At 40.9% G+C, this 25,264-nt stretch carries 27 protein-coding genes and 1 other annotated feature; of the genes, 4 read left to right on the top strand and 23 right to left on the bottom strand.

Annotated features, from left to right (window positions below; genetic code table 11):
- Window positions 1-131: 131 nt before the first annotated feature.
- Entirely contained in the window at window positions 132-797 is a 666-nt protein-coding gene (locus C6W18_RS12410) for a TerC family protein (protein WP_105927747.1), read from the top strand.
- 49 nt (window positions 798-846) lie between these two features.
- Here C6W18_RS12410 and spxA read toward each other — a convergent pair whose 3' ends face one another.
- The 8 genes from spxA to C6W18_RS12450 form a co-directional block, all read right to left on the bottom strand.
- Entirely contained in the window at window positions 847-1,242 is a 396-nt protein-coding gene (gene spxA, locus C6W18_RS12415) for a transcriptional regulator SpxA (RefSeq protein ID WP_003211421.1), read from the bottom strand.
- A gap of 191 nt (window positions 1,243-1,433) precedes the next feature.
- Window positions 1,434-2,012 carry a GNAT family N-acetyltransferase gene (locus tag C6W18_RS12420; RefSeq protein WP_105927748.1) on the bottom strand — a complete coding sequence of 193 codons (579 nt, stop codon included), beginning with the start codon at window positions 2,010-2,012 and terminating at the stop codon, window positions 1,434-1,436.
- A 137-nt stretch (window positions 2,013-2,149) separates the two neighbouring features.
- Window positions 2,150-2,437 carry a hypothetical protein gene (locus C6W18_RS12425; RefSeq protein ID WP_105927749.1) on the bottom strand — a complete coding sequence of 96 codons (288 nt, stop codon included), beginning with the start codon at window positions 2,435-2,437 and terminating at the stop codon, window positions 2,150-2,152.
- Window positions 2,438-2,550: 113 nt separating this feature from the next.
- A complete protein-coding gene (locus tag C6W18_RS12430) occupies window positions 2,551-3,468 on the bottom strand; it encodes an ABC transporter ATP-binding protein (protein WP_034322899.1) in 918 nt (305 codons plus the stop codon).
- 1 nt (window position 3,469) lies between these two features.
- Window positions 3,470-4,549, bottom strand: coding sequence for an ABC transporter ATP-binding protein (locus C6W18_RS12435; RefSeq protein WP_034322902.1), 1,080 nt, complete (start codon window positions 4,547-4,549; stop codon window positions 3,470-3,472).
- 12 nt (window positions 4,550-4,561) lie between these two features.
- Window positions 4,562-5,479, bottom strand: a complete 918-nt coding sequence (locus C6W18_RS12440) for an ABC transporter permease (RefSeq protein WP_034322905.1) — start codon at window positions 5,477-5,479, stop codon at window positions 4,562-4,564.
- Window positions 5,480-5,482: 3 nt separating this feature from the next.
- The gene (locus C6W18_RS12445; protein WP_034322908.1) at window positions 5,483-6,427 is read right to left on the bottom strand and encodes an ABC transporter permease; all 945 of its coding nucleotides are present in this window, start codon (window positions 6,425-6,427) and stop codon (window positions 5,483-5,485) included.
- Between the two features lie 115 nt (window positions 6,428-6,542).
- Window positions 6,543-8,180 (bottom strand): peptide ABC transporter substrate-binding protein, encoded by a 1,638-nt coding sequence (locus C6W18_RS12450; RefSeq protein ID WP_034322910.1) that lies wholly within the window; start codon window positions 8,178-8,180, stop codon window positions 6,543-6,545.
- 480 nt (window positions 8,181-8,660) lie between these two features.
- Window positions 8,661-8,880, top strand: a binding site (T-box leader).
- A gap of 53 nt (window positions 8,881-8,933) precedes the next feature.
- Here C6W18_RS12450 and trpS point away from each other — a divergent pair.
- The gene (gene trpS, locus C6W18_RS12455; RefSeq protein ID WP_105927750.1) at window positions 8,934-9,929 is read left to right on the top strand and encodes a tryptophan--tRNA ligase; all 996 of its coding nucleotides are present in this window, start codon (window positions 8,934-8,936) and stop codon (window positions 9,927-9,929) included.
- 34 nt (window positions 9,930-9,963) lie between these two features.
- On the opposite strand, the gene C6W18_RS12460 is transcribed toward trpS, so the two are convergent.
- From C6W18_RS12460 to C6W18_RS12500, 9 genes are all read right to left on the bottom strand, one after another.
- Entirely contained in the window at window positions 9,964-10,716 is a 753-nt protein-coding gene (locus C6W18_RS12460; protein ID WP_034322915.1) for a YjbA family protein, read from the bottom strand.
- A gap of 178 nt (window positions 10,717-10,894) precedes the next feature.
- Window positions 10,895-11,794, bottom strand: coding sequence for an oligopeptide ABC transporter permease (opp4C, locus tag C6W18_RS12465; protein WP_078061722.1), 900 nt, complete (start codon window positions 11,792-11,794; stop codon window positions 10,895-10,897).
- A gap of 33 nt (window positions 11,795-11,827) precedes the next feature.
- Complete coding sequence (locus C6W18_RS12470; RefSeq protein ID WP_105927751.1) at window positions 11,828-12,778, bottom strand: ABC transporter permease; 951 nt, start codon at window positions 12,776-12,778, stop codon at window positions 11,828-11,830.
- Between the two features lie 275 nt (window positions 12,779-13,053).
- Complete coding sequence (locus C6W18_RS12475) at window positions 13,054-14,688, bottom strand: peptide-binding protein (RefSeq protein ID WP_105927752.1); 1,635 nt, start codon at window positions 14,686-14,688, stop codon at window positions 13,054-13,056.
- 84 nt (window positions 14,689-14,772) lie between these two features.
- A complete protein-coding gene (locus tag C6W18_RS12480; RefSeq protein ID WP_034322923.1) occupies window positions 14,773-15,795 on the bottom strand; it encodes an ABC transporter ATP-binding protein in 1,023 nt (340 codons plus the stop codon).
- The gene (locus tag C6W18_RS12485; RefSeq protein WP_105927753.1) at window positions 15,792-16,772 is read right to left on the bottom strand and encodes an ABC transporter ATP-binding protein; all 981 of its coding nucleotides are present in this window, start codon (window positions 16,770-16,772) and stop codon (window positions 15,792-15,794) included. Before C6W18_RS12485 ends, C6W18_RS12480 begins: the two co-directional genes overlap by 4 nt.
- Before the next feature lie 161 nt (window positions 16,773-16,933).
- Window positions 16,934-17,737: a DUF2268 domain-containing putative Zn-dependent protease gene (locus tag C6W18_RS12490; RefSeq protein WP_105927754.1), complete on the bottom strand. Its 804-nt coding sequence runs from the start codon at window positions 17,735-17,737 to the stop codon at window positions 16,934-16,936.
- A 77-nt stretch (window positions 17,738-17,814) separates the two neighbouring features.
- Complete coding sequence (gene fabF, locus C6W18_RS12495; RefSeq protein WP_034322928.1) at window positions 17,815-19,056, bottom strand: beta-ketoacyl-ACP synthase II; 1,242 nt, start codon at window positions 19,054-19,056, stop codon at window positions 17,815-17,817.
- A 21-nt stretch (window positions 19,057-19,077) separates the two neighbouring features.
- Window positions 19,078-20,016, bottom strand: a complete 939-nt coding sequence (locus C6W18_RS12500) for a beta-ketoacyl-ACP synthase III (RefSeq protein WP_034322930.1) — start codon at window positions 20,014-20,016, stop codon at window positions 19,078-19,080.
- 168 nt (window positions 20,017-20,184) lie between these two features.
- On the opposite strand from C6W18_RS12500, the gene C6W18_RS12505 reads away from it, so the two are divergent.
- Window positions 20,185-20,418, top strand: coding sequence for a hypothetical protein (locus C6W18_RS12505; protein ID WP_034322934.1), 234 nt, complete (start codon window positions 20,185-20,187; stop codon window positions 20,416-20,418).
- A 10-nt stretch (window positions 20,419-20,428) separates the two neighbouring features.
- Here the strand turns inward: C6W18_RS12505 and C6W18_RS12510 are convergent, their stop codons facing one another.
- The 4 genes from C6W18_RS12510 to C6W18_RS12525 all read right to left on the bottom strand — a co-directional run bounded on the left by C6W18_RS12510 (window position 20,429) and on the right by C6W18_RS12525 (window position 23,085).
- On the bottom strand, window positions 20,429-20,626 hold the full coding sequence (locus C6W18_RS12510; RefSeq protein WP_034322937.1) for a ComZ family protein: 198 nt from the start codon (window positions 20,624-20,626) through the stop codon (window positions 20,429-20,431).
- Window positions 20,627-20,637: 11 nt separating this feature from the next.
- Window positions 20,638-21,600 (bottom strand): BMP family ABC transporter substrate-binding protein, encoded by a 963-nt coding sequence (locus tag C6W18_RS12515; RefSeq protein WP_034322940.1) that lies wholly within the window; start codon window positions 21,598-21,600, stop codon window positions 20,638-20,640.
- A gap of 90 nt (window positions 21,601-21,690) precedes the next feature.
- A complete protein-coding gene (locus C6W18_RS12520; RefSeq protein ID WP_034322942.1) occupies window positions 21,691-22,269 on the bottom strand; it encodes a hypothetical protein in 579 nt (192 codons plus the stop codon).
- A 75-nt stretch (window positions 22,270-22,344) separates the two neighbouring features.
- Window positions 22,345-23,085 (bottom strand): hypothetical protein, encoded by a 741-nt coding sequence (locus C6W18_RS12525; protein ID WP_105927755.1) that lies wholly within the window; start codon window positions 23,083-23,085, stop codon window positions 22,345-22,347.
- A 211-nt stretch (window positions 23,086-23,296) separates the two neighbouring features.
- Between C6W18_RS12525 and C6W18_RS12530 the strand changes: the two genes are divergently transcribed.
- On the top strand, window positions 23,297-23,491 hold the full coding sequence (locus C6W18_RS12530) for a YjzD family protein (protein WP_034322948.1): 195 nt from the start codon (window positions 23,297-23,299) through the stop codon (window positions 23,489-23,491).
- 133 nt (window positions 23,492-23,624) lie between these two features.
- Here C6W18_RS12530 and C6W18_RS12535 read toward each other — a convergent pair whose 3' ends face one another.
- Both C6W18_RS12535 and C6W18_RS12540 read right to left on the bottom strand, forming a co-directional pair.
- Window positions 23,625-24,890 (bottom strand): MFS transporter, encoded by a 1,266-nt coding sequence (locus tag C6W18_RS12535; RefSeq protein ID WP_105927756.1) that lies wholly within the window; start codon window positions 24,888-24,890, stop codon window positions 23,625-23,627.
- Between the two features lie 171 nt (window positions 24,891-25,061).
- Window positions 25,062-25,241, bottom strand: a complete 180-nt coding sequence (locus C6W18_RS12540) for a YjzC family protein (RefSeq protein ID WP_008348517.1) — start codon at window positions 25,239-25,241, stop codon at window positions 25,062-25,064.
- Between the last annotated feature and the right edge of the window lie 23 nt (window positions 25,242-25,264).

The raw sequence follows: 25,264 nt of genomic DNA on the forward strand, positions 1-25,264 counted from the left end.
TATTTTATGATAAAACATGAATAAAAGAAATAAAAACGCATTTTTTGCAGAGAAAACTTACAGAAACATATATTTCAATTGTCCTCATATATTGGTTGTACGAGCTCTATTAGTAACGTGAGGTGAAATGGGTGGAAACAGAGTGGATCGTATCCTTACTGATGATTATTGGCATAGACATGATTTTAGGCGGAGATAATGCGTTGATCATTGCGATGGCCAGTCGAAGCTTATCAAATGATAAACGCAATAAAGCCATATGGATCGGCACACTTTTGGCAGTGCTGATGAGAATTACAATGACAGGTGCAGCAGTTTATTTATTGACCATCCCTTATTTGCAATTTATCGGTGGGCTCTTTCTCCTTTATATAGGATACAATCTGTTAATTGAACAAAAGAAAGAATCCATTCGGATTAAAAGCAGTGGCTCCCTTTGGCGTGCGGTTCAAACCATTGTGATTGCGGACCTCTTTATGTCGCTTGATAATGTGATCGCAGTTGCAGGAGCCGCAAAAGGTAACATGGTGCTTACCGCTTTTGGCTTAATGATTTCAGTACCTATTATCATTTGGGGAAGTAAGCTCATTCATACAGCATTAATCAAATTTCCGTTTCTTTTATACGGAGGAAGTGCCCTTTTAGCTTTTACTGGCGGTGAAATGATTGTCCGTGATGTGAAATTGAATGAATTTATGGCGCAGCATGCAACCCTTGAATTTTTGCTTCCTTTTTTAACAGTCGCAACCGTCATTTTAGCCAGCCTCTTTTATGAACAAACGGCTGAAAACAACTGAAAACAAATAAAAAAAGCTGCCGGATGATCGGCAGCTTTTCGCTTTTCTATTAGTTAGCAAGTCGCTGAGCTTCTCTCAGTTGGAATGTACGAACCGTTCTTGGAAGGAAACGTCTAATTTCATCTTCGTTGTACCCAACTTGTAATCTTTTTTCATCCAAGATAATTGGACGTCTTAAAAGACCAGGATGCTCGTTGATTAGTTTATACAATTGTTGAAGCGGCATTGTCTCAACATTCACATTTAGCTTTTGGAATACTTTAGAACGTGTTGAGATGATTTCATCTGTACCGTCTTCTGTCATTCGAAGAATTTCTTTGATTTCATCGATTGAAAGAGGCTCAGAAAAAATGTTTCTCTCTTGATATGGAATATTGTGCTCTTCTAACCACGCTCTTGCTTTTCTACATGATGTACAGCTTGGTGATGTGTATAATGTTACCATAAATCTTCACTCCTCAATTTGTAGAATGAATATTGATCTGTATTCTTAAATTAAAATTGTTCTAAATTAGTAATCTTTATAGTGATTATACTATAAAAAAGTAAGTGTGAACAGGTTTTCTTGCAATTTTTGTGACAAAAACTAGACAATTTCGTTCATTTTGGTGATGGTTGATGTCTGAACATTCTCATTTAGTCGAGATGATCGAAAATGTTTTTTTGTTTTTTATTTTCGATGACCTTCAACACATCATCAACATCCTCATACGATTGCCCATACCATTCTTCATCTTTATACGTATGGATTCTTTCATATGTCTTCCTCATGGCCTCCATTATTTCTTCCTCATTATCTGTAAGAGGCGACCAATAAAGGATTTCCATGCGGCTCACTTCATTGGTTGCAAGTGACCTGCGTTTATAACCGATTGATTCGGCATGCTTGAAGTGCTCTCTTTGGTAAAACTTTAGGCGTTTTGCAGTATCTGCATCATCTTCATCTACAGGCTCGACCTCAAGCAAGATCGGTTTCTTTTTTTCCTTCAGCTTATGAATGAGCTTTGAGCCGAGGCCTTCACCTCTTGCATCTTTGGAAACAAATAAATAATCAATAAAGATGAAAGAATCAAATTCAGCGTACATCATCACATGATGAGGCCCTTCTTCCTTATGATAAATTTCACTTCTTTCCTTTAATAAAGCTTCCATATGCTCTTTTGACTTCATTTCTTCTATCGGGAAGTATTCACTGAGCTTTTCATACCAATTCATGGATCCGCTCCTTATGATATAGTGAAGAACCACTTCCTTATATATTCCCGATTTCCTGCTATTTAAACGCCTGTACTAGTAAGACGCTAAAAAGTATGAGGTGGTTTCACTTTTTTTCAAACAATGCAAAAAAAGTTTTATATCGAACGATTCATGAGCATGTGAAAACAAACAAACAGAATGAGTGTCATCGCGATTTGAAACATGATGAAATAAAGATACTTCACGCGCTGTGCTTCTGGCTTCTGGTTGTTCGTATGACGGTCAAGCATATATTCCACCGAAAACGAAATGCTGCCAATGAGTACCATAAACGAGAGCAACCACGGTCCTCCGTTTGGTTCCGCCAAAAATGACGTTGAGAAAAGCATGAACACGATCAGAAAATGAAGTAATGAATAGCGAAAATTCCTCCATCTTGACATCTTATTTCCTCCTAGACTTCTCTCTTTGTTAATCGAAAATTACCATAATACTGTTTTTTTGTAAAATAAAAAAAGAAGCACTGACCTAGCAGTGCTTCTTCTCTGTTCTGATCTTATTGTTTAGCCTGGAGCTCTTTGAACTCTTCCTCTGTGCAGCTCACAAAGTGGCCTGGCTTCACTTCACGGAACTCCGTGTTCGTCCCTTTATGAACGGATGGATCATACTTCATTCGCTTGCGGTTACGCTCGTAATCAGGATCTGGAAGCGGAATCGCAGATAACAATGATTTTGTATATGGATGAAGCGGGTTTTCGTATAATTCATTCGCTGGTGCGAGTTCAACCAATTTCCCAAAATACATCACACCGATACGATCGCTAATGTATTTCACCATGGAAAGGTCATGCGCAATGAATAAATACGTTAAGCCTTTTTCTTCTTGCAGTTCTTTCATTAAATTGACGACCTGCGCTTGAATGGACACATCAAGTGCAGAGATTGGTTCGTCCGCAATGATAAAGTCTGGCTCAACTGCTAATGCACGAGCAATTCCAATTCGCTGTCTTTGACCACCTGAAAATTCATGTGGATATCTGTTCGCATGCTCTTTGTTCAAGCCAACAGTTTCAAGCAATTGGTACACACGCTCTTTACGCGCTTGCTTAGATTTCGCAAGCCCATGAATGTCTATGCCCTCTGCAATGATATCAAGGACTGTCATTCTAGGGTTAAGTGACGCATACGGATCTTGGAAGATCATCTGCATTTGTCGGTTGAATTCAAGCATTTTTTGTCTTGATTTCTTCCCGTGTACGCTCTCTCCTTTATAGAGAACCTCGCCATCTGTCGCATCATAAAGTCTAATGATGGAACGTCCGGTTGTAGACTTACCACATCCAGATTCACCTACAAGTCCAAGTGTTTCACCTTTATAAATATCAAATGAGACACCGTCAACTGCTTTCACAGTTCCTCTTGCTGTATGGAAATGCTGCTTCAAATTTTTAATTTCTACCAGTTTTTCTGCCATGCTATTCACCCTCTTTTACTAATACAGGTTTTTCGTAGCTACCTTCTAGTTCACGCATTCTCGCCTTTACAGCAGCAGGCGGTTCAACTTTAGGTGCATTCGGATGAAGTAGCCATGATTTCACATAATGCGTATCTGATACTTTGAACATTGGCGGTTCTTGTTCAAAGTCAATTTTCATTGCATAATCGCTTCGGAGTGCAAATGCATCTCCTTTCGGCGGGTTTGTTAGATCTGGCGGTGTTCCTGGGATCGCTGTCAGCTTTCCTTCATCTCCGCCATCTGTATCTAAACTCGGCATTGATGCTAAAAGTCCCCATGTATATGGATGTTTCGGGTTGTAGAAGATTTCATCGACAGTCCCTGTTTCCACAATCTGTCCTGCATACATGACGGCTACACGATCAGCAACATTGGCGACAACACCTAGATCGTGGGTAATAAAGATAATCGATGTTTCAATCTTTTGCTGAATTTCTTTCATTAATTCTAATATTTGTGCCTGGATCGTTACATCAAGTGCAGTTGTTGGTTCATCAGCAATCAATAGCTTTGGATCTGCTGCGAGTGCCATCGCGATGACAACCCTCTGTCTCATCCCGCCACTAAATTCGTGCGGATATTGCTTGATTCTTTTTTCAGGCATCGGAATCCCAACAAGCTCTAATAATTCAATGGCTCTTTTTTCAGCCGCTTCTTTCGAAATTTGTTCGTGCTTGAATAGCACTTCAGTAATTTGTTTCCCGACCTTCATGGTTGGGTTCAGAGAAGTCATTGGATCCTGGAAGATCATAGCAATGTCTTTTCCTCGAATGGTTTGCATTTGTTTTTCCGTTTTCTTGACAATATCTTGTCCATCAAACAGGATCTCTCCGCGCTTGAAATAACCTGGCGGCATCGGGATTAATCTCATGATAGCCTGTGATGTGACACTTTTACCAGAGCCAGACTCACCTACAATCGCAAGTGTCTCGCCTTTATTTAAGTGGAAGTTCACACCACGGATGGCTTGAACCTCTCCACCATATGTTTTAAATGAGATTGCAAGGTCTTTCACCTCTAGAATACGTTCACGTTCCATCCTCATCACTCCTTATTTACGCAACTTCGGATCTAAAGCGTCTCTTAGTCCGTCTCCAACCACGTTAAAACCAAACATTGTTATACAAATAAATGCGGCTGGGAACCATAATCTCCACGGATAGTACGTCATGGCCGGGATTCCGTCAGACGCCATTGTTCCCCAACTTGCTAAAGGCTGAGGTACACCAAGCCCTAAATAGCTTAAGAAGGCCTCTGTGAAAATAGCAGAAGGAATCGTTAGCGTCATCGTCACAAGAATTGGTCCCATTGAGTTTGGAATCAAGTGTTTAAATAAAAGTCTAGACGTTTTCGCACCTAATGTTTGTGCTGCAAGAACGTACTCTTGACTTTTCAATTGTAAAACTTGTCCCCGTACAATACGTGCCATGTTAATCCAGCCTACGACGGTCATGGCGAGGATAATCGTTAATAATCCTTTTGGGAGAACAACCATCATTAAGATGACCATTAATAATGTTGGAATTGCCCATAAAACGTCTGCAATACGCATCATGACTTCATCTGTACGGCCGCCTTTGAATGCAGCAATACTTCCCCAGATAATACCGATGATCACGTCAAGAATGGCTGCAGCAAGACCGATAAAGATCGAAATTCTTGCACCCACCCATGTACGAACAAACATGTCTCGGCCTAAATCATCCGTACCGAACCAGTGCTCTTTTGATGGTGGCTGGTCTGCATTAAGCAAATCTGTCGTAGAGTAATCATATTTAGAAAACACCGGAACGAAAATCGCCAGCATCACAATAATGAAAATAATTGTAAGCCCAACCATTGCAAGTTTATTTGCACGGAAGCGAAGCATGGCATCCTTCCATAAAGATAGACTCGGTTTAGAAATTTTTTCAGATTCTGCTGCGTCAGCCGTCGCCGGCACAAATAAGTCTTTTCTCATTTCTTCCATGTGTTAGACCCCTTTCTTCGCCTTCGTCAGTTTAATTCTTGGATCGATGATGCCATATAGAACGTCAACGACTAGAATACTGATTAATAGAATAATACTGTAGAAGACAGTGACACCCATGATGACGGTGTAATCACGGTTTGTAATGCTTGTGACAAAGTGAGAGCCTAAGCCAGGAATACCAAAAATCTTCTCAACGACAAAACTACCTGTTAAAACCGAAGCAGCCATTGGTCCCATGTATGTGATGACAGGTAACAATGCGTTTCGAATCGCGTGTTTGATCGTAACAGCTGATTTCGTTAATCCTTTCGCTCTAGCCGTTCTAATGTAGTCACTGTTTAGCACTTCAAGCATACTTGACCGTGAAAGTCTAGCGATAAATGCCATTGGCATGAAGGAAAGTGCAATAGAAGGTAGTACGGTGCTTGCCCAAGTCTCCCATCCTGCAACCGGGAAAATCGCTAAGAAGCTTGCCTCAGATGCAAATACATATTGTAGTAGCGCCGCTAAAATGAAACTCGGAACCGAGATTCCAAAGATCGTTAAAATGGCAATCGTGTAGTCTTGCCACTTATTATGATAGAGCGCTGCAAGGACCCCAAACAATACACCAAATGCTAATGCGAGGAGAATTGCCTCAATTCCGAGGGTAAAGGAAACGGGGAATCCAGAACTGATTAAGTCATTTACAGTTTGTCCTTTATATTTAAATGAGGGACCAAAATCTAATTTTGCAACTGAACCTAAATAGCTTACATATTGAACAAATAAGGGCTTGTCCAACCCGTAGTGCTCGTTTAGGTTTGCTTCAATTTCAGCAGGAAGTTTCTTCTCTCCAGAGAATGGACCACCAGGTGCTGCCTGCATGAGAAAGAAAGTTGCAGTTACAATAACAAACAGTGTGATTAAAATATATATTAATCGCTTACCGATATATTTAAGCAACGGAATTGCACCTCCATGATTTTACAACAATTTCTCTAATCAGCAAGAAAGGTATATGGAGAGACATCCTCCATATACCTTAAGATCCTTGCCATAGATCTCTTACACTATAATCTTACTTTTCGAAATGTGCCCATTTGTATTGAACATCACCAAGTCCAGATACGACTACACCTTTTAGTTTTGGATCTTGTACCCAAAGCTGAGTGTAGAAGTAGATTGGTGCTACAGGCATATCGTTGATGAGAATTTCTTCTGCTTTTTTCAGCATTTCTTCACGTTTTGTTTTATCTGTTTCTTTCGCAGAATCATTCAATAATTGTTTGTACTCTTTGTTTTCCCAGCCAGTGTCGTTGTTTCCACCGTCTTTATCTTTGTAAAGCTCAAGGAAGTTCACTGGATCGTTAAAGTCACCTAACCAGCCCATACGTCCAATTTGGTAATCTCCGCTGTGGATTTTGTCGATGTATACGTTCCACTCAGAGTTATCAAGTTCAACTTTAATACCTAGATCTTTCTTCCACATTTCTTGAATTGCTTGTGCAATCTTTTGGTGGCCTTCATCAGTATTGTAAGACAATTTCAATGCTGGAAGATCAGAAACTGACTTATAGCCTAATTCTTTCGCACCTTTTTCAAGAAGTTCTTTAGCAGTTGCTACATCGTGATCTTTAAAGTAGCCAGTTTTGTTATCAGTGAATCCTTCCATTGTTGGAGGCACGATTGCCATTGCTGGAACTTGTTCACCTTGCGTAATTTTGTCAACAATCGCTTGGCGGTTGATTGAGTATGCAAGAGCCTTACGAATGTTTGCATTGTTTAAAGGTTTTACTTCTGTGTTGAATTTGTAGTTATAGATACCAGCGATCGTTTGAATTTTAAGACCGCCATCTTTTTTCAATGTTTGTAAAGATTCAGTTGGAAGGCTTCCAGTTGGAGAACCAGCCCAGTCAAGCTCGCCTTTTTTGAACATGCTAAGCTCAGTGTTTGTATCTTTGATCATAGACATGTTAATCTTTTTCAGTTTTACAGTGTCTTTATCCCAGTATTCATTGTTCTTTTCAAGCGTGATAGAACCGCCATGTTTCCATTGAGAAAGAACGAATGGTCCGTTAGATACGTAGTTTTCACCAGCATTTGTGAACCAGTTTTTATTCTTTTCAGCCACTTTTTGGTTGACTGGCATATACGTATAGAATGCAGTGAGTTCAGTAAAGAACGGTGTTGGGTTCTCTAGCTCAACTACAAGCGTTTTGTCGTCTTTTGCTTTAATGCCAACATCAGCAACTTTCGCTTTCCCTTTGTTAGCTGCTTCAGCACCTTTAATATAGTAAAGCTGATAAGCATATTGAGATTCATTTTTAGGATCTAATGCCCATTTCCAAGCATATTCGAAATCTTTTGCTGTGACAGGGTCACCATTAGACCATTTTGCATCACGAAGTGTGAATGTGTATGTTTTACCATCAGCACTTGTTTTGATGTCAGAAGCCATTGCATTTTCTGGCTTGCCTTCAGCATTAATTCTAGTTAATCCCTCAAAAGTCTGACGGATGACACTTCCTGAAGTTGAATCATTTGCCAATCCCGGATGTAGAGAAAAAGGCTCAGTGGAGATATTCACATTTAATGTTGTTTTAGCCTCTCCAGAACTGCTCGTGCTGTCGCCTGATTTGTTTCCGCTGAAACCACAAGCGCTTAATACAAGTGTGAAAATAAGCATTAAAGTAACAACAGACCAACGCTTTTTCAACTGTATTCCCCCTTATAATATGTTTTAGTTCAAAGGTCTCGATAGAAGATGAGATTCAGATTTAAGAAATAGCGTAAAAAAGTCCCTAAATAACTTACTTTCTATTTCTTTTGTTTTTTCTGAATTTTCATTATGTAAAGAGCCTAGCACAAACGTGTGAACAAATTCATTATAATGAATAGAATAATTTATTGCAATATCAATTTCATATATTTTTAAAAAACGTAAATGGGGATAAAGAGGGATTTTTATAAACTAAAGTCTCAAGCACTTCAACAAATTAAAGCGGAAATTGATTAAAATAATTTAACAAATTCAACAGGAATAATGTTTTATACATATAATTAATCATCCTTTTTTTAAAAATTCTGACAGATAGTTGCTATTTTATCTAAAATTTTAAGTGTCAAACGACATGATGAGAAGGTCACATAGGGCTTCGTGACTTTTTCATTGTCATCCTTTATAATAGATAGACATACTGTTGCGATGAAAAAGAAGAGTACATATATTCACCATTTACAGAGAGTCTGCGGCCGGTGTAAGCAGATAATGGCATGTATGGAATGGGCTTTGGAGCAGCTAACCGAACACTTCTGAAAAGTGAGTAGGCTTAGACGGAGCAGTCTCCGATATCAACGTCTTGAGTGATTTCTGATTGAAATAACAAGGGTGGTACCGCGGTTCATTCGTCCCTTTTCTGTTGAAAAGTGATGGGTGGGCCTTTTTATATTGAAGAAAAGAGGTTTTAGTATGACAAAGAAGACAATTTTCTCAGGCATTCAGCCTAGCGGTTCTGTGACATTAGGGAACTACATTGGGGCAATGAAGCAATTTGTTGATTTGCAGCATGACTATCATGGCTATTTTTGTGTGGTGGATCAGCATGCGATTACAGTGAGTCAGGATCGCTTAGCTCTTCGTCAAAATATTAGAAGCTTAGCGGCTCTTTATTTGGCAGTAGGACTTGATCCAGAGAAGGCGACATTGTTTATCCAATCAGAGGTACCTGCCCACGCCCAGGCAGGCTGGATGCTGCAATGTGTCGCTTATATTGGGGAATTAGAAAGAATGACTCAATTTAAGGACAAATCCGCTGGTAAGGAAGCTGTTGTTTCAGGCTTGTTAACCTATCCACCATTAATGGCTGGCGATATCTTATTATACGGTACTGACTTAGTACCTGTTGGCGAGGATCAAAAGCAGCATCTTGAATTGACAAGAACGCTTGCTGAGCGCTTTAACAGAAAGTTTAACGATATCTTTACCGTACCAGAAGTGAAAATTCCAAAAGAAGGCGCTCGAATCATGTCTTTAACAGACCCAACGAAAAAAATGAGCAAATCCGATCCGAACCAAAAATCCTTCATTACCTTATTAGATGAACCAAAGCAGCTTGAAAAGAAAATTAAAAGTGCAGTCACTGATTCGGAGGGCGTCGTCAAGTATGACAAAGAAAACAAGCCTGGAATCGCCAACTTGCTGACGATTTATTCTGTATTAGGTAACGTATCTATTGACGAGCTTGAACAAAAGTATGAAGGCAAGGGCTATGGTGAGTTTAAGGGAGATCTTGCGAACGTTGTGGTGGATGCTTTAAAACCAATACAAGATCGATACTATGAACTCATTGAGTCAGACGAGCTTGACCGCATTCTAGACGAAGGCGCTGAAAAGGCAAACCGCGCGGCAAACAAAATGCTGAAAAAAATGGAGAATGCGATGGGTCTTGGCAGAAAACGCAAATAAAAAAGCTTGCAGCTTCATATGCTGCAAGCTTTTTCTAATTCACTTTTGATTCGTTCTCCATTTCCCAAAGCTTTTCGAAAAACGGCTGTCCTTTAATCATTTTTTCACAGAATGCTAAATGGTTTTCAGACCACCCGTCAACTGTTTCATTGTAAAGCATGTTCCAAATCTCCTCGAATGACATTCGTTTGATTTGGTTGTACATTCGCGGATTCCATTCCGTATACCAATATGCAATTTCCGCCCTATTTTGAAGTCCTTTTAATTGATCGAGCGCCATAAACATGAGCTGCTTCAGCTGTCTTTCTTTTCTCGTTAATCCACTGATGTGCTGCGGCGGCAATGACAAAATATGGTACTCTTTCGTCGACTCAAGACTGTCTTTAGAGAATTCATATTCCTCTGCCTTTACATCTTTCACCATTTCGTACACCAATTGCTCCTGTCTTGGAATCAAACGGCTCTTTCTCACAGGAATGGAATACCCAATTGTATCTACGGCAATGATTCGGATGCCGTCCGTTACAACAAAGCAATACTCTAATTTTCGCCGTTCATGATTTTTTCGAATATATGATTTCTCAAATACAGATTCTAGCAGCGTTTTCGGCAGCTCTGATAGATCATTCTCTATGTAATCAAACAAAGGACTCTGCACCTTGAGTAAAGGCACTTGATCTAACAACTCGACACTGTCCTCCTTACGCCACTCATGAAAATGGCACACATTGTAGCCATTTTCTTCCCCTTCAAACCAATTCACCCATACGTCATGAAGAAATAACATAACCAATCCCTCACTTTTTAAAAACTGTTGTCCACAGTATGGGCAAGGGATAGAGAAATTATTCCAACTTTATCAAAACTTCAAGCGAAGCGAATGACGGTTTGCATTTCTTTATTTCATCAAGGAAACGGAGAACGTATCGCAGAGTCTCATTCAACTTGTTATGAAAGTTTAAACCTCACTTCAGCTTTTTAGGGTCCAGCGCATCTCTCAGCCCATCTCCTAAGAAATTAAAGCATAGTACGGTGAGCAGGATCAGTAAACCCGGGAATAGCGGATACCACCATGCTTGCACCATAATCGAGAAATTTTGTGCATCTTGCAGCATGTTGCCCCAGCTTGCCGTTGGGGGCTGAATGCCAAACCCTAGATAGCTCAGCGTTGATTCAGCTAAAATGACGGAACCTACTTTCAATGTAGCTGACACGATAATAGGACCGATACAGTTCGGTAAAATATGCGAAAAGATGATGACATGGTTTTTCGTTCCAATCGTTCTTGCCGCCAATACGAATTCCCTTGTTCGCAGGGATAAGAATTCACTGCGGATCAGTCTGGCGGTTGTTGTCCAGCCGGTCAAAGCAAAGATCAAAATCAATTTATCAATGCCTGGTTTGAAAATCGTCACTAGCGTGATCAATAGAAAGATGTCCGGAATAGACAACACGACATCAACAAACCTCATTAATACAGAATCAACAAATCCTTTAAAATAGCCTGCTACCGCTCCAACGACGGTGCCAATGGTGATCGCTCCGACCACTGAGACGAAACCAACTAACAGAGAGACACGCGCTCCATAAAGCACTCTTGAGAAAATATCGCGGCCAAACTTGTCAGTTCCCATAAAATGCTCTGCACTTGGTGGCTGAAGCCGCTTCAATAAATCTTGCTGCTCTGGTGCGTAAGGGGCGATCACTGGAGCAAAAATGGCCGAAAAGATGATCACCAATAAAATAACAGAGCCGACAACCGCCAATTTATTTTTGAAAAATTTCTCACAAAATAAACGCAGCATCGTCTCAGGTTTTGGCGGAAGGCCTTCCTTTAATTTGAGATCAACAGGAGGTGTTCCCATATTAGGCTGTGCCAATTGTGCTTCAGCTCCCTTCTAATACTCAATACGCGGATCAACGATCGCATATAAAATATCCGCTATTAAGTTTCCAACAACCACTAGCACTGCGGAAATAACGGTCATCGCCATAATCACCGGATAATCTCTTGAAAAAGCAGAATCGATAAACAGCTTTCCAAGACCAGGCCATGTGAATATTTGTTCTACCACGACCGCGCCGCCAATAAAGGATGGAATCATGAGGCCAAAAATCGTAATGACAGGCATCAAACCATTTCTTAAGCCATGCTTGAAAATGACTTTGTTTTCTCTAAAGCCTTTCGCTCTTGCAGTGCGAATGTAATCCTGCCGCATGACATCAAGCATACTCGACCTTGTGTAACGCGTAAGCCCTGCCATATCAGCAGTTGCTAACACAAAGGCTGGTAAAATGATGTGATGGAGCCGGTCAAACACATTAAAATCGGTATTCAAGGTAGAGACTCCACCAGTTGGGAACCATCCTAGATTCACAGATAAAACCATAATGAGGATCAGACCAAACCAAAAATTCGGAATAGCCAGTCCGATAAATGATGTAACCGTAATGCCATAGTCAAGCTTTGTATACGGACGTTTTGCTGAAAGGACACCAAATGGGATGGCGATGATCAGGGCAATAAATGTAGAAAAAATCATGAGGATGAGGGTATTTGGCAACCGGGCAAAAATCAAATCAGCCACGGGGGTCCCCTTTTTTACAATGGATGTGCCAAAGTCACCTTGAAGCATATTGCCAAGCCATTTCATATATTGCACATATTCGGGATCATTCAAGCCGTACTTATCAATAAAGGCTTCCCGGTCTGCGGCACTAATGGTAGGGTCCATCATGAGTGACATCGGATCGCCTGGTGCTGCTTTCATAATAGCAAAGGACAAAATCGTAATACCAAACAAGATAGGAATGGAAAGCAATGTCCTTCGAATGATATATGTAACCATATGCACAACTCCTTTTTCATCGAATGACCATACCGTGATATAAAAAGGGGAGTAAACTCCCCTTCCAGATTGATGACAAAGGGCTAAAATGATCTTTATTTTAGCTCTTTGTCTTTTTTTCAGCGTGATATGAAAACCCTTGAAGTCTAGGAAGGCCGAGTACTGGAGCGGAGCGAATTTGATATTCGTGAGCACCAGCACGCAGAACTGACACCGAATGCGAGGGTTTGTCTTCACGCTGAAAGGGGAGTAAACTCCCCTTCTTCACAAGTAGCCTACTGTTCAATCCACCATTTTTCGATTTTGTAATACTCATCTTTCGGGTGGTAAGAGTAGCCTTGGAGATTAGATGGCATTGCACGATGTGAGTTGGCATAATAAAGGAACGTATACGGTTGGTCTTCTGCGATCAGCTTATAAATTTTTTCATACGCCTTCGAATATTCTTTTCGATCGCTCAAGTTCTTCGCATCAACTAGCAGCTGATCCACCTCTTCATTTTTATACCAAATGTTATTCAAGCCTTTTTCCGACTGACTTGAATGGAAGATGCTGTATTGATCAGGGAATGTCGCAAGGCTCCAGCCAAGTAATAGAGCATCATAATCCCATTTAGGCGGTGTCGTCTGTTCAATTAATGCACTGAATTCCACAATTTGCGGCTTTGCTTCAACCCCAATTTCTTTGAGCTGCTGCTGAACAACAACAGCGATATCTTCACGGACTTTGTTTCCTTGGTTCGTCTTCAAAACAAAGGAGAACTTTTTGCCATCCTTATCAAGATAGCCGTCTCCATCTGTATCCTCCCAGCCCTCTTCTTTCAGCATCTTTTTCGCTTTTTCTTGGTCAAATTCGAACACTGGGACATTTTCACTCTTTGGATAGTTCCATGACAGCGGACTTTCCGGAATGTTGGCTACTTTCCCGTCTCCATCTAACACTTGATCGACAATCGTTTGACGATCAATGGCATGCGTAAGCGCTTGGCGGACCTTTTTACTTTTAAAGAGATCATTTTTCTGGTTCCAGCCAATATATGAATAATTGAGTCCTAGATCAGATTCAATTTTAACGTTGCTGACTTTTTCAGCTGTTTGCAGCTCTGCTCCCGGTACAGCAAAGAAGTCAATATCACCTGCTGATAGCTGGGCAATGGCTGCATTCTGATCAGGAATCGTTTTAATCGTGACGGTATCAAGGTATGGACGTCCATCCCAATAATCGTCAAAGGCTTCTAGTTTGACATAGTCTCCTTCTTTCCACTCTGCAAATTTAAATGGGCCTGAACCGATTGGTTTTTTTCGGTTAAATTCATTTTCACCGAGATCCTTGACAGGCACATCACCTAAAATATGCTTAGGCAAAATACCATAGCTTCCTAGTGTGACATTATAAAAATACGGATCTTTTTTATTGAGCTTGAATTCAATAGAGTAATCTCCTGTCTTCTTGACAGAATCTAAGACTTCAAAGCCTGATCCACGCTCACCGTTGTAGTCCTTATTGATCGGAATGCTGTATGTAAACACAACATCCTCAGCAGTCAGTTCTTTACCATCATGAAACTTCACACCTTTTCTAATGGTCACATCAAACTGCTTGCCGTCATCAGATTCTTTAATATCTTCTGCCAGCGCTAGCTGCGGGTTGAGTTTTCCGTCTGTTTGAAGTAAGAAGCTGTAGATTCTTTCCTCAATATCAGAGCTTGCCACATCTGTTGAATACAGCGAGTTAAATAACGTAGGCTCTGCAATTGAACCGATGACAAGATCTCCGCCTTGTACAGGTTTACCAGTGGATTTCTTTTCACTGTCTCCAGAAGTTTTATTCCCACCAGAGCAAGCCGCAAGGATCAGTGTAAAGATCAGCAGTAAACTGACCAAAATGGACTTTTTATTTCTATTTTTCATGTACAATTCCCCCTATTCTTTTTTTAGAAATGACGACAGATGCTGCTTCATCCCCCCTCTCAAAGATGAGATCATACAAGCTGATTAAGCGTCATAGAGGTGGCAGGCAACAAAGTGGTTCGTTCTTAATTCCTGAAATTCAGGTACTTGCTGTTTACAGATTTCCTTCGCATGCGGGCATCTTGTGTGAAACACGCAACCTTTTGGCGGATTCGCAGGGCTCGGCAAGTCACCTTGCAACATAATGCGTTCTCTTTTCACCTGCCCTTTTTTACGGGTGATTGGAACGGAAGAAAGCAGTGCCTGTGTATACGGATGGAGCGGTTCATCGTACAGGCTGTGCTTATCGGCAAGCTCCATCATTTTGCCAAGATACATGACGCCGACTCTATCACTAATGTGTCTGACCACACTTAGATCATGAGAGATAAATAGATAGGTCAGGTCAAATTCCTCCTGGAGCTCCTCCATCAGATTAATCACCTGCGCCTGAATGGATACGTCGAGTGCTGAAACCGGCTCATCTGCGATGATCATTTCGGGATTCATGGCAAGGGCTCGAGCGATGCCGATCCGCTGCCTCTGCCCGCCAGAAAATTCATGGGGGTAGCGATTTGCAAAGCTTGGATGAAGGCCCACCTTTGACAAAAGCTGTTCCACTTTTTCATTTCTTTCTTTGAAGGAATATAAGTGATGTGTTTTGTAGGGTTCTTTGATGATGCTTCGAAGTGTTTTTCTAGGGTTGAGTGATGCAAAGGGATCTTGAAAAACCATTTGGATGTTTTTTCGTGTTGATTGTCTTAGCTTTGATTCAGATACACGCGAGATATCTTGCCCTTTAAATAGGATTTGACCGTCTGTTGGTTCATATAAGCGAATCATTGTCCGTCCTAATGTAGATTTACCGCATCCTGACTCCCCAACAATGCCTAACGTTTCACCTTTATAAATCTTCAGGTCTATGCCGTCAACAGCTTTGACCGCACCTACTTTCTTCTGCAATACTCCCGCTTTAATCGGAAAGTGTTTTCGAATATGTTTCAGTTCAAGAATGGTTTCTTTCTCTGGAAGATCTGTTGTCTGTGATTGATTTTCAGCAAGGGTCATGTTTGGTCTGCCTCCTCATATAAGAAGCACCTGACGCTTCTGCCATTTTCAAATGTTCTCAGCTTGGGCAACTCTCCTAGGCAGCGATCCTTCACACTCGGACATCTAGGAGCAAAGCGGCAGCCGGCTGGAAGCTGATCTGGCGCAGGAACATTCCCTTTTATCGCCGTTAATGGCTGTATCTCTCCGTCAATGACAGGAATTGATTCAAGCAACCCTTCCGTGTAAGGATGAAGCGGCTGATCAAATAACTCTTCGACGGTCCCATTTTCAACAACCTGTCCGCAGTACATGACAATCACTCGATCTGCTACTTCAGATACGACACCTAAATCGTGTGTTATGAGGAGAATGGATGTACCAAATGTAGAACATAAATCTTTCATCAAGGTAAGCACCTGCGCTTGAATGGTCACATCTAGTGCCGTTGTCGGTTCATCTGCAATGAGAAGCTTTGGGTCGCAGCTTAGCGCAATGGCAATCATGACTCGTTGACGCATGCCGCCGGATAAACGGTGCGGATAATCTTTGATGATTTGTTCTGGGCGAGAAAAACCAACAAGCTTCAGCAGGTCAATCGCTTTTCTGGTAGCTTCTTTTTTTGAAAGTTTTTTGTGATAGATGAGGATTTCAGTTATTTGTTCCCCGATGGTTAAAACGGGATTAAGTGAGGTCATGGGTTCCTGAAAAATCATGGATACGTCATTTCCGCGAATACTGCATAATTCCTTTTCACCATATGTAACAAGGTCTTTTCCATCAAGCTTAATGGAACCGTCCATAATTTTTCCACCAGTCCCATTAATCAGACCCATAATGGATAAGGACGTAATGCTTTTGCCAGATCCAGACTCACCGACTAATGCGACAGTTTCTCCTCTGTTGATGCTAAAATCAACGCCATCAACAGCGGGAATCGGTTCCTTTTTTCGAAAAAAATATGTTTTTAAGTTTTGCACTTCAAGTAGCGCGCTCATTCATTCGCTCCTTTCTCCATAGATCAATAAAAGAAAATCAAAAAATTCCGTCTTTTTATAATAAAAAGAATTATCAAAATTTATATTTGTATATTATTACATCAGCATGACGAAATCAAGAATTATTTAGTAAATTTGTAATATGTCTCTTTTTATGTTATTTATTCACTTTGTGATTCTATCGCCTTTAAAAAGGTTTCGGCTGGCTCTGCAATCATAGACTCCTCGCTGATTCGATGCTCACTGAAATACTTTTTCACGATATAAAACCCAGTGACGTAACCAAGCATTTTGGGGTAGTTCCCTTTTCCATAAAGGAGGTTCTGTATCAGTCTTTCGTCGTCCTGGACTTTCTTATGAAGGTGACTGGATACCCATTTCTTGTACATGCGCTGAAGCTGCGCTTCGTCATATAATCTGGTCCATTTGGCTGTATAGCTTTCTCCGTATCTATGATACACAGCATATTCAGCCAACCCTTCCATCATGATTGTATCAAGGAATGTAAAATCTTTTTCTTCTTTCGTGAGAAAATGCAACCTGCATACATGGTGATATTCATGTGTCAGTAATGTACCGATACGTTCTTTCGGGGTATTTGGCGATAAAAAGAGAAAAACCTTGTCGTCAAATGCCATGCCGGATTGATAATAAAATTGCTCTCTGATTTCTTTACTGCTCTCATTGACAGGTAAAATAAACACAGGGATGTCAGGGCCTCCCCACTGTTTTTGCAGCTTTTGATATTCTTTCATGACGAGCTTGAAGTATCCTTTTTCTTTGAGCTTATCGATCATTTCCTGGCACGGGTTCCAAGATCGCGCCATCCCGTGATGCTGTAAATGGGACAGAATAGAGGACCATTCCTTTTCTGCTGCTCCTTTAAAATAAGGGACAAAGCGCACCGCAAGCTCCTGAAATGATGATGATTGATGGATGAGATATTGTGTATTGATCAGACCCATACCGTTTAACACCTCCATTTTTATCATATGCAAAAAGGCGGCGATCTGTTTATAGATCACCGCCTTCTCAGGAAGTATTACGCTTCGTATTTTTTGAAAATAATTGTCGCATTATGCCCGCCAAAGCCAAGTGAGTTACTCAAAGCAACTTGTACTTCTTTTGAACGTGCTTCATTTGCTACATAATCAAGGTCACATTCTTCATCCGGTGTTTCAAGGTTAATCGTTGGAGGAATGACGCTGTCTTTAATCGCAAGAACAGAGAAAATCGCTTCTACTCCGCCTGCTGCGCCAAGTAAGTGACCTGTCATTGATTTTGTCGAACTGATCGCAAGCTGATTTGCATGCTCTCCGAACACTTCTTTAATGGCCATTGTTTCAAATTTATCATTGTAAGGTGTGCTTGTTCCGTGGGCATTGATATAATCAATTTCTTCCACAGACAAACCTGCGTCTCGAATCGCTTCTTTCATCGCGCGAACGCCGCCTTCTCCGTTTGGAGCAGGTGCTGTAATATGGTATGCATCACCAGTTGAACCGTATCCAACGATTTCTGCATAAATGGTTGCACCACGTTTTAACGCATGCTCTAGTTCTTCAAGAACAATAACCCCAGCTCCCTCACCCATGACAAATCCGTCACGGTTTTTATCAAATGGACGGCTTGCTGTGTCTGGATCAGGATTTGTCGATAGTGCTTTGTTCGCACAGAAACCTGCAAACGACATTTTTGTTAACGGCGCTTCTGTTCCGCCTGTGATCATGGCATCAGCATCTCCACGCTGAATGACTTTAAATGCATCACCAATTGAGTTTGTACCTGTTGCACATGCTGTGACTGTACAAGAGTTAACTCCTTTTGCGCCAAGTGCAATAGAAATTTGTCCTGTCGCCATATCTGGAATCATCATTGGGACAAAGAATGGGCTGACACGTCTTGCCCCTTTATTTGAATACACTTCAAACTGCTCTTCAAATGTTTCAAGTCCACCAATACCAGACCCAACCCATACACCAACACGCGGTGCGATTTCATCTGTGATTTCAAGGCGTGAATCTTCTAAAGCCTTTTGAGCAGCAACGACTGCATATTGAGTGAAGCGCGCCATTTTTCTCGCTTCTTTTTTCTCCATGTAATCTTCGATGTTAAAATCCTTTAGTTCTGCAGCTACTTTTGCGGTATATTCACTTGAATCGACACGTGTGATCGGTCCAACACCTGATACACCTGCTACAGCATTTTTCCATGTTGTCTCTACATCGTTGCCAAGAGGTGTCAAAGCACCTAATCCTGTAACAACTACTCGCTTTTTATCCATTAATTTGTGCACCTCACTCTTTTATCGGCCCCATCGCATAGCGATTGCGCCCCACGTTAATCCGCCACCAAAACCAACCATTACAATCACATCGCCGTCATGAATTTTTCCGGCTTCGATTTCTTCACATAATGAAATTGGAATGGATGCTGCTGATGTGTTTCCATATTTATGGACAGTTTTCGACATTTTTTCGACTGGCAGCTCTAAGCGTTCGCGGGCTGCTTCCATAATGCGAATATTTGCTTGATGCGGGATCAAGAAATCAACGTCTTCTTTTGATAGTCCAGCTTTTTCGATGACGTTTACACTTGACTCGCCCATTTGTCTTACAGCAAATTTAAATACTTCTCGTCCATTCATGATTGTATGATCTTTTTCATCTAAGTACAAGTGCTTCCCGCCGCTTCCATCGGCTCCAAGCTCAAATGATAGAATTCCTTTGCCTTCGCTGACTGTTCCTAACACTGCAGCACCTGCTCCATCTCCAAACAAAACAGCTGTATTGCGGTCATCCCAGTCGGTAATGCGAGAAAGCTTTTCAACGCCAACGACGAGCACGTGCTTGAAAGTTCCTGATTCGATAAATTGTTTTCCAGTAACAAGCCCATACATAAAGCCAGCACAAGCAGCGCTAATATCCATTGCACATGCTTTATGTGCACCGAGCTGTTCTTGAATCATACAAGCGACTGTCGGAAATGCTTGATCTGGCGTGACTGTCGCCACAAGAATCATATCAATATCTTCTGCAGCCACATCTGCGTCAGCTAATGCTTTTTTTGCAGCAGCAAGCGCCATATGAGATGTATTGACATCATCAGATGCAATTCTTCTTTCTTCTATACCTGTTCTAGTACGAATCCACTCGTCAGAAGTTTCAACCATTTTTTCTAAATCATGATTTGTTAATACTTTTTCAGGTATATAGCGGCCAAGGCCAATAATTCCAGCATTCATTGATTAAGACTCCTTTTACTCATACGAGCATGTAATATTGTGATCTTATATTAGTATCTGGTACTAATTTTACCTTATTTTTTTCTCCTTGGCAATACAAACGTCTAACCTTTCCTTTCACTTTTTTCATAGATTAATGTATACCAATAGTAGAAAGGAACATGTGATATGGCGCAAAAAGATATTTTCTCGGCAATGATGTTTGGTCAGCCACTTGAAAAGGAGAAAAGCAAGACAGAAGCAAAGGAGGATCGTGCGGAAACATCTTCAAATGATGACTCAATTGACTATGTGCATGTCATGAATCAGATCGGGAACATCATGAACTCGATCGACGAGCTGAAGCCTGTGTTTAAAGATGTTGGCCCTATGATTAGTGCCTTCAAGAAAAAATTATCATAAAAAAAAGCCACTATTTTGTGGCTTTTTCTGATTCTGCATCTGCTTTTCCAAGCTCATATGCCTCTTGCATGACCGATGTAAACAATGATAGTAGCGGCTGAAGAGCTTCAGGCTCAAGCTGAATCCCTGCTTTATCTAATTCTTCTTTTGCCTGCGGGAAATACTTCATGGCAATTTGTAAAAACTCCATCGATTTTTCGTGCTGCATGTTCAAAGTCCTCACTTTTCATTTGGCAGTTTGCCAGTTTTTTTGTAATACGCAATATCACTCTCAATGTCTTTCACGAAAGCGCGGTCAATGGTTGAGCTAAATTTCCCCATTTCGATCACTCCTTCTTTAAAGTCAAAGGAGTACTCATCTTGTTCATTTAGCTTGCCTTCATTAAATTTCTTCGCAATGATACTGTACGCTTTATCGACATGCTGTACTGTGCTCGTTAAGACGGTATGACTTCCGAGGTTGGATTGATCGGTGACATACCCGATAGCTGATAAATTATCGGCTTTGATTTGTTCAATGACAGGGATATTATAACCATCACCTGCTGGATACACAACATCTACGCCTTGTTTTTTCAATTTTTGATAGAGATCCACAGCTTTGTCAGCATCGTCCCAGTTTTCGACAAATTCCGCTAGCACTTGCACATGTTCATCTTGATATTTTGCGCCTTTGATAAAGCCGTCTACTTCACTTTGCCAATCGTATGTAGCAAGAATACCAATCTTTTTGGTTTTTGACATATGTGCTGCTGTCATGCCTCCGAAAAAGCCCATGGCTTCTCCTTTAAACGTCACATTTGTGACATTGTCAGCCTGAGGCTTGTTTCCATTAACCGTAATAAATTGTGTTTTGGGATAATCTTCACTGATCAAGTTAAAAATTTCGCTGTATTCATTGCCATGGCCAATAATCAAATTGACTCCTTTTTTATGGAATTCTTCAATGGCATCAACGATCTTCTCCTTGTCGACCATCCCTTCCTTATAATAAACATCTACACCAAATGTCGATTGAATACTTAATAAGCCTTTATAACCTTTCGTTCCCCAAACTTGATCATTGATCGTATCGGGGACGAGTAAACCCACCTTCTCAATATGTCCTTTTAAAGGCGCCTGCGAGCAGGCAGATAATAGGAGAAGGAACGAAAAGATCATGACAAGCCGTTGGTACTTCATGCCATGTTCAACTCCCTTTGCAACATGCAGGCATGAACCTGTATGTTAAATATAGGTTTATTTTATACTGAAAAAAGATAAGATGGAAGATCATTCTTGCTTTTTGTCGAAAAATGTTGAGTTTTGTCTTTTCCATTCTGCGATCATTTCTTCTGCTTGTTTGTCATCTGTTTGGCTTTCTACCTTCAATTGATGCGTCATATCCTGTCTTTGGTTGGTGCGCGACGCCCATTTCAAAAGATCCTTTGCGACATCTTCTACAAAAAATGAGTGGTCATTCTTTGTTCTTCTTTCTTCATCAAGTGTCCACGGTCCGAACATGCGAGGAAGGATAACAGCTGGCACGTTCTGTTTGGACGGTTCGTCTTCAGGTTCTTCGAACAGTATTCGGTACATGCCCTGCTGCGCTTTGATGTCTGTTTCTCTTTTATTGGGTTCCTCTGATTGAATAAAGATCAGATCATACGTCTCTTTGCCATCCTGAAGGTCAATGACACGGACGAGGTCATTCCGGCCGAGCCACATCATCCGCTCTTCTAATAGCAACTTTTGCTCTTCTGTATGATCGTGAGGACACGTGATATCCACTTGAATGCCCTCTTTCATCATATATTCACAAAGTGTCAGGCCAAAAAATTCATCTGCACCTATGATCAGTCCTGTTTCCATGTTCATGTCCCCTTTTTTAGCATATCGAATAAAAAGAAGAGCCCTTTCCATGAAGGGCTGTTATCATCCTATTCATTACAATTCTCTTTCATGCGATTTATAAAACTTGTGAATGGATTGAAAGATTCTTCTTGGATGATCAAACATATGCAAGGTGAGATCGACCTGACAATGTTCTGGATTTCTCATATGCTGATCGATAAAGGGCTTTGCGTGAAGTTCATATGAATACGGTGCGCCGCTTAGTCTTTGCCATATATGAATCGGTACATGAGCTGAATGAACGGGGCAAGAAGGCAGTGGATACGTTTCAGCTTCCTTTTCAGTGCAGCCATAGCTCTGCGCTAACTCTTTGATCAGCTGTTTGTAAAAGAATTTGTGTTCCTTTTCTCTTTCTCTTTGTGCATGCAGATGCAAACAAGGATTCACCATCGCAATGGACCTTAGCACTTCTGGCATCTCTTCGGCAAGGCTCATGGCGACAAGTGACCCCATCCCCTCCGCCAGCACATGAATTTCCCGGTTTAATATTTCTTGTTTTAATGTGTGATGAACAAGCTGCTTTGCACTAAATACGGCATCTTCGCATCCCCAGTGATTCCCATGAAGATGACTATTAAACAATGTATATCCTTCATCCTTTAAGGCAGTTAAAAGCTGGTTTCTTCCATAATGCTGAAGCCAGAATGATGTATTTTCCTGCACAAAGTGATTTCGGTCACCGAGGATAAGAATGCCAAAGCCATTTGGTTTTTGAGGAAGGTGAATGACGTTCCACTGGGAACCAAGCTGAAAAAACCGTTCGCTTACACCCATATGGCCAGCCTCCTTTCAGTGATTCTGCTTTCTATGATATGAACAACAACTCTTGTAGGAATAAGGAAATCCCCTAAAGACTAAGAATTCTTTTCAATTTTATAGCAGAAGGTCTAAAAATGGTCACATAAAGGCGGAAAACAGTCTTTTCCCTTAACTCGTATCTATGGTATGATAATCAATAGATTGTTACATAAAGGACGGTGGGATTATGCATTATATTATCACCCTCATTTGGACTTTTCTGCTGACACATATGGCTGGTTACATCGTTGCATCTATGAATGGAGCTGCTTATGATTTTACTTTGACTTCCATTCTTGCTATTGTGTTTACGGTTATTTTATTCATCTTTGCTGAAGTAAGTCCAATGAAAGAAACGGAAAGTTCAACAAAACACTCTTAATACGTAAGAAACGATTGCTGAAAAAGAGCTAAAATGATGATTTTAGCTCTTTTTCTTTTTTTCAGCGTGAATTAAAGAGGTTTGTCTTCACGTTAAAACCCCCTGTCTTGAATACAGGGGGTTTTTTATTGGTTTACACCTCAACCGTTTCAGAGTTCTGTTTGTCTGCTATCAAATGGCTTTTCGCAAGCCCTGTAAACAGGAAGATCGCGATGCCTGATAAAATTTCAAGCACCCCCCCGCCAGCAATAACAGGTCCCGCTCCAAATCTTTCTGCGAGGACGCCCGATACGACAGCTGCAAACGGGAGAAAGACATTTGATGATGCATTGATCACAGCATATACTTGTGGCTGATCCTCCTGGTCCACTGACGTTTGAATAATGACCATTTCCGGTACATTAATCGCACTAACGGCGGCGCCAAAAATAAAGGAAGCAAGAAGAACGACTGGCAGCCATGTGCTCATCCCTGTGATAAAGAACGCTGCCCCTTCAATCATTCCTGCGACAATAAAGAACAAACCAAATCTTTTAATTTTCACCTTTGCCAGTGCAAAGCCCATCATAAACGCGCCCACTGCGGCAACGCCTCTTAAAATGGAATACACCATTGAATCACTTTGCAGCGCTTCTGCTACGTATACAGCCGACAGTGCCTGCCACGGGGCTGCTGCGACATTCATTAAAATACAATACAGCGTTAGCGCAAATAAAATGTGATGATTTTTGACGACAAGGAAGCCTCTTTTTAAGTTATAAAAATATGTATTCTTTGCTTGTTTAATGCCTGCTGCTTTTTCTTCGTCTGTCTTCTTTAGTTTGACGCCAATAATAAACAGGCCAGATATGATAAATAAGGCAGTTGTGATCAGCAGTGTATCTGCAGGTCCAATTAATTTGACCAAGAGACCCGCTACCATCACTGCTGCAAGTGCGACAATTTCAAAAGAAGATTGCAGGATCGCATTTGCTTTTTGAATGAGATGCTTCGGAACAATCTGCGGTAAGATAGCCACAGAAGCTGGGTTATATGCTGCACCTGTTGCCGATTGAATCACCATTAATGAGATCAATAACCATAGGGGCAATAGATGCGAAAAGTGCAGTAGTGGAATAATGAGTACAATTGTTGCTCGAACGACGTCTGAAGCGAACATCCATTTAGACAAATGGTGCTTTTTCATAAGAGGTCCTAGTATTGGGGCTAACAATGATGAAGGAAGAACTGTAACTGCTAGAAGAAGTCCTGTACCAAGCGCTCCATCCCCTCTTAAAATCAATAGCCAAAGAACGGATGTAAAAGCAAAACTTTCCCCTGTATTTTTAATGAGTCTTGATATGAATAATGAGGTGAAGCGTTTATTCCAAACACTTTCACTGAGATTCGTCATTTCCATCACACAAATCCTTTCAACATCTCTATTAATAATTACATATTTTACCTTACATTCTCTTTTTTTCATACTATTTATTTGAAAATTTGAACTTAATTGTTTTTTATTATAAAGAAAAAAGAGGCATGACACATGCCTCTAAAGACTTATTCATATGGACTCTTAGTCAATTGCTTACGGCTTTCTTTGGTAGGTCCAAACACGGTTATGGTTCGAGTTATCCGGAAAGACGTCGCCTGCTTTGAGCTTAATCTTTAAAGGATCTTTCACCATACTTCCGGTTTCACCGATCTCGATATAGACACCATTATTCGGTGCTTTATTCCCTGATTTAAACTGATGCTGTTGACCCATTTCCATCCTCCTTTCTCGATTGA

Origin of the sequence: Bacillus sp. LLTC93 (assembly GCF_002993125.1) — a bacterium.
Taxonomy (GTDB): Bacteria; Bacillota; Bacilli; order Bacillales; family Bacillaceae; genus Bacillus; species Bacillus zhangzhouensis.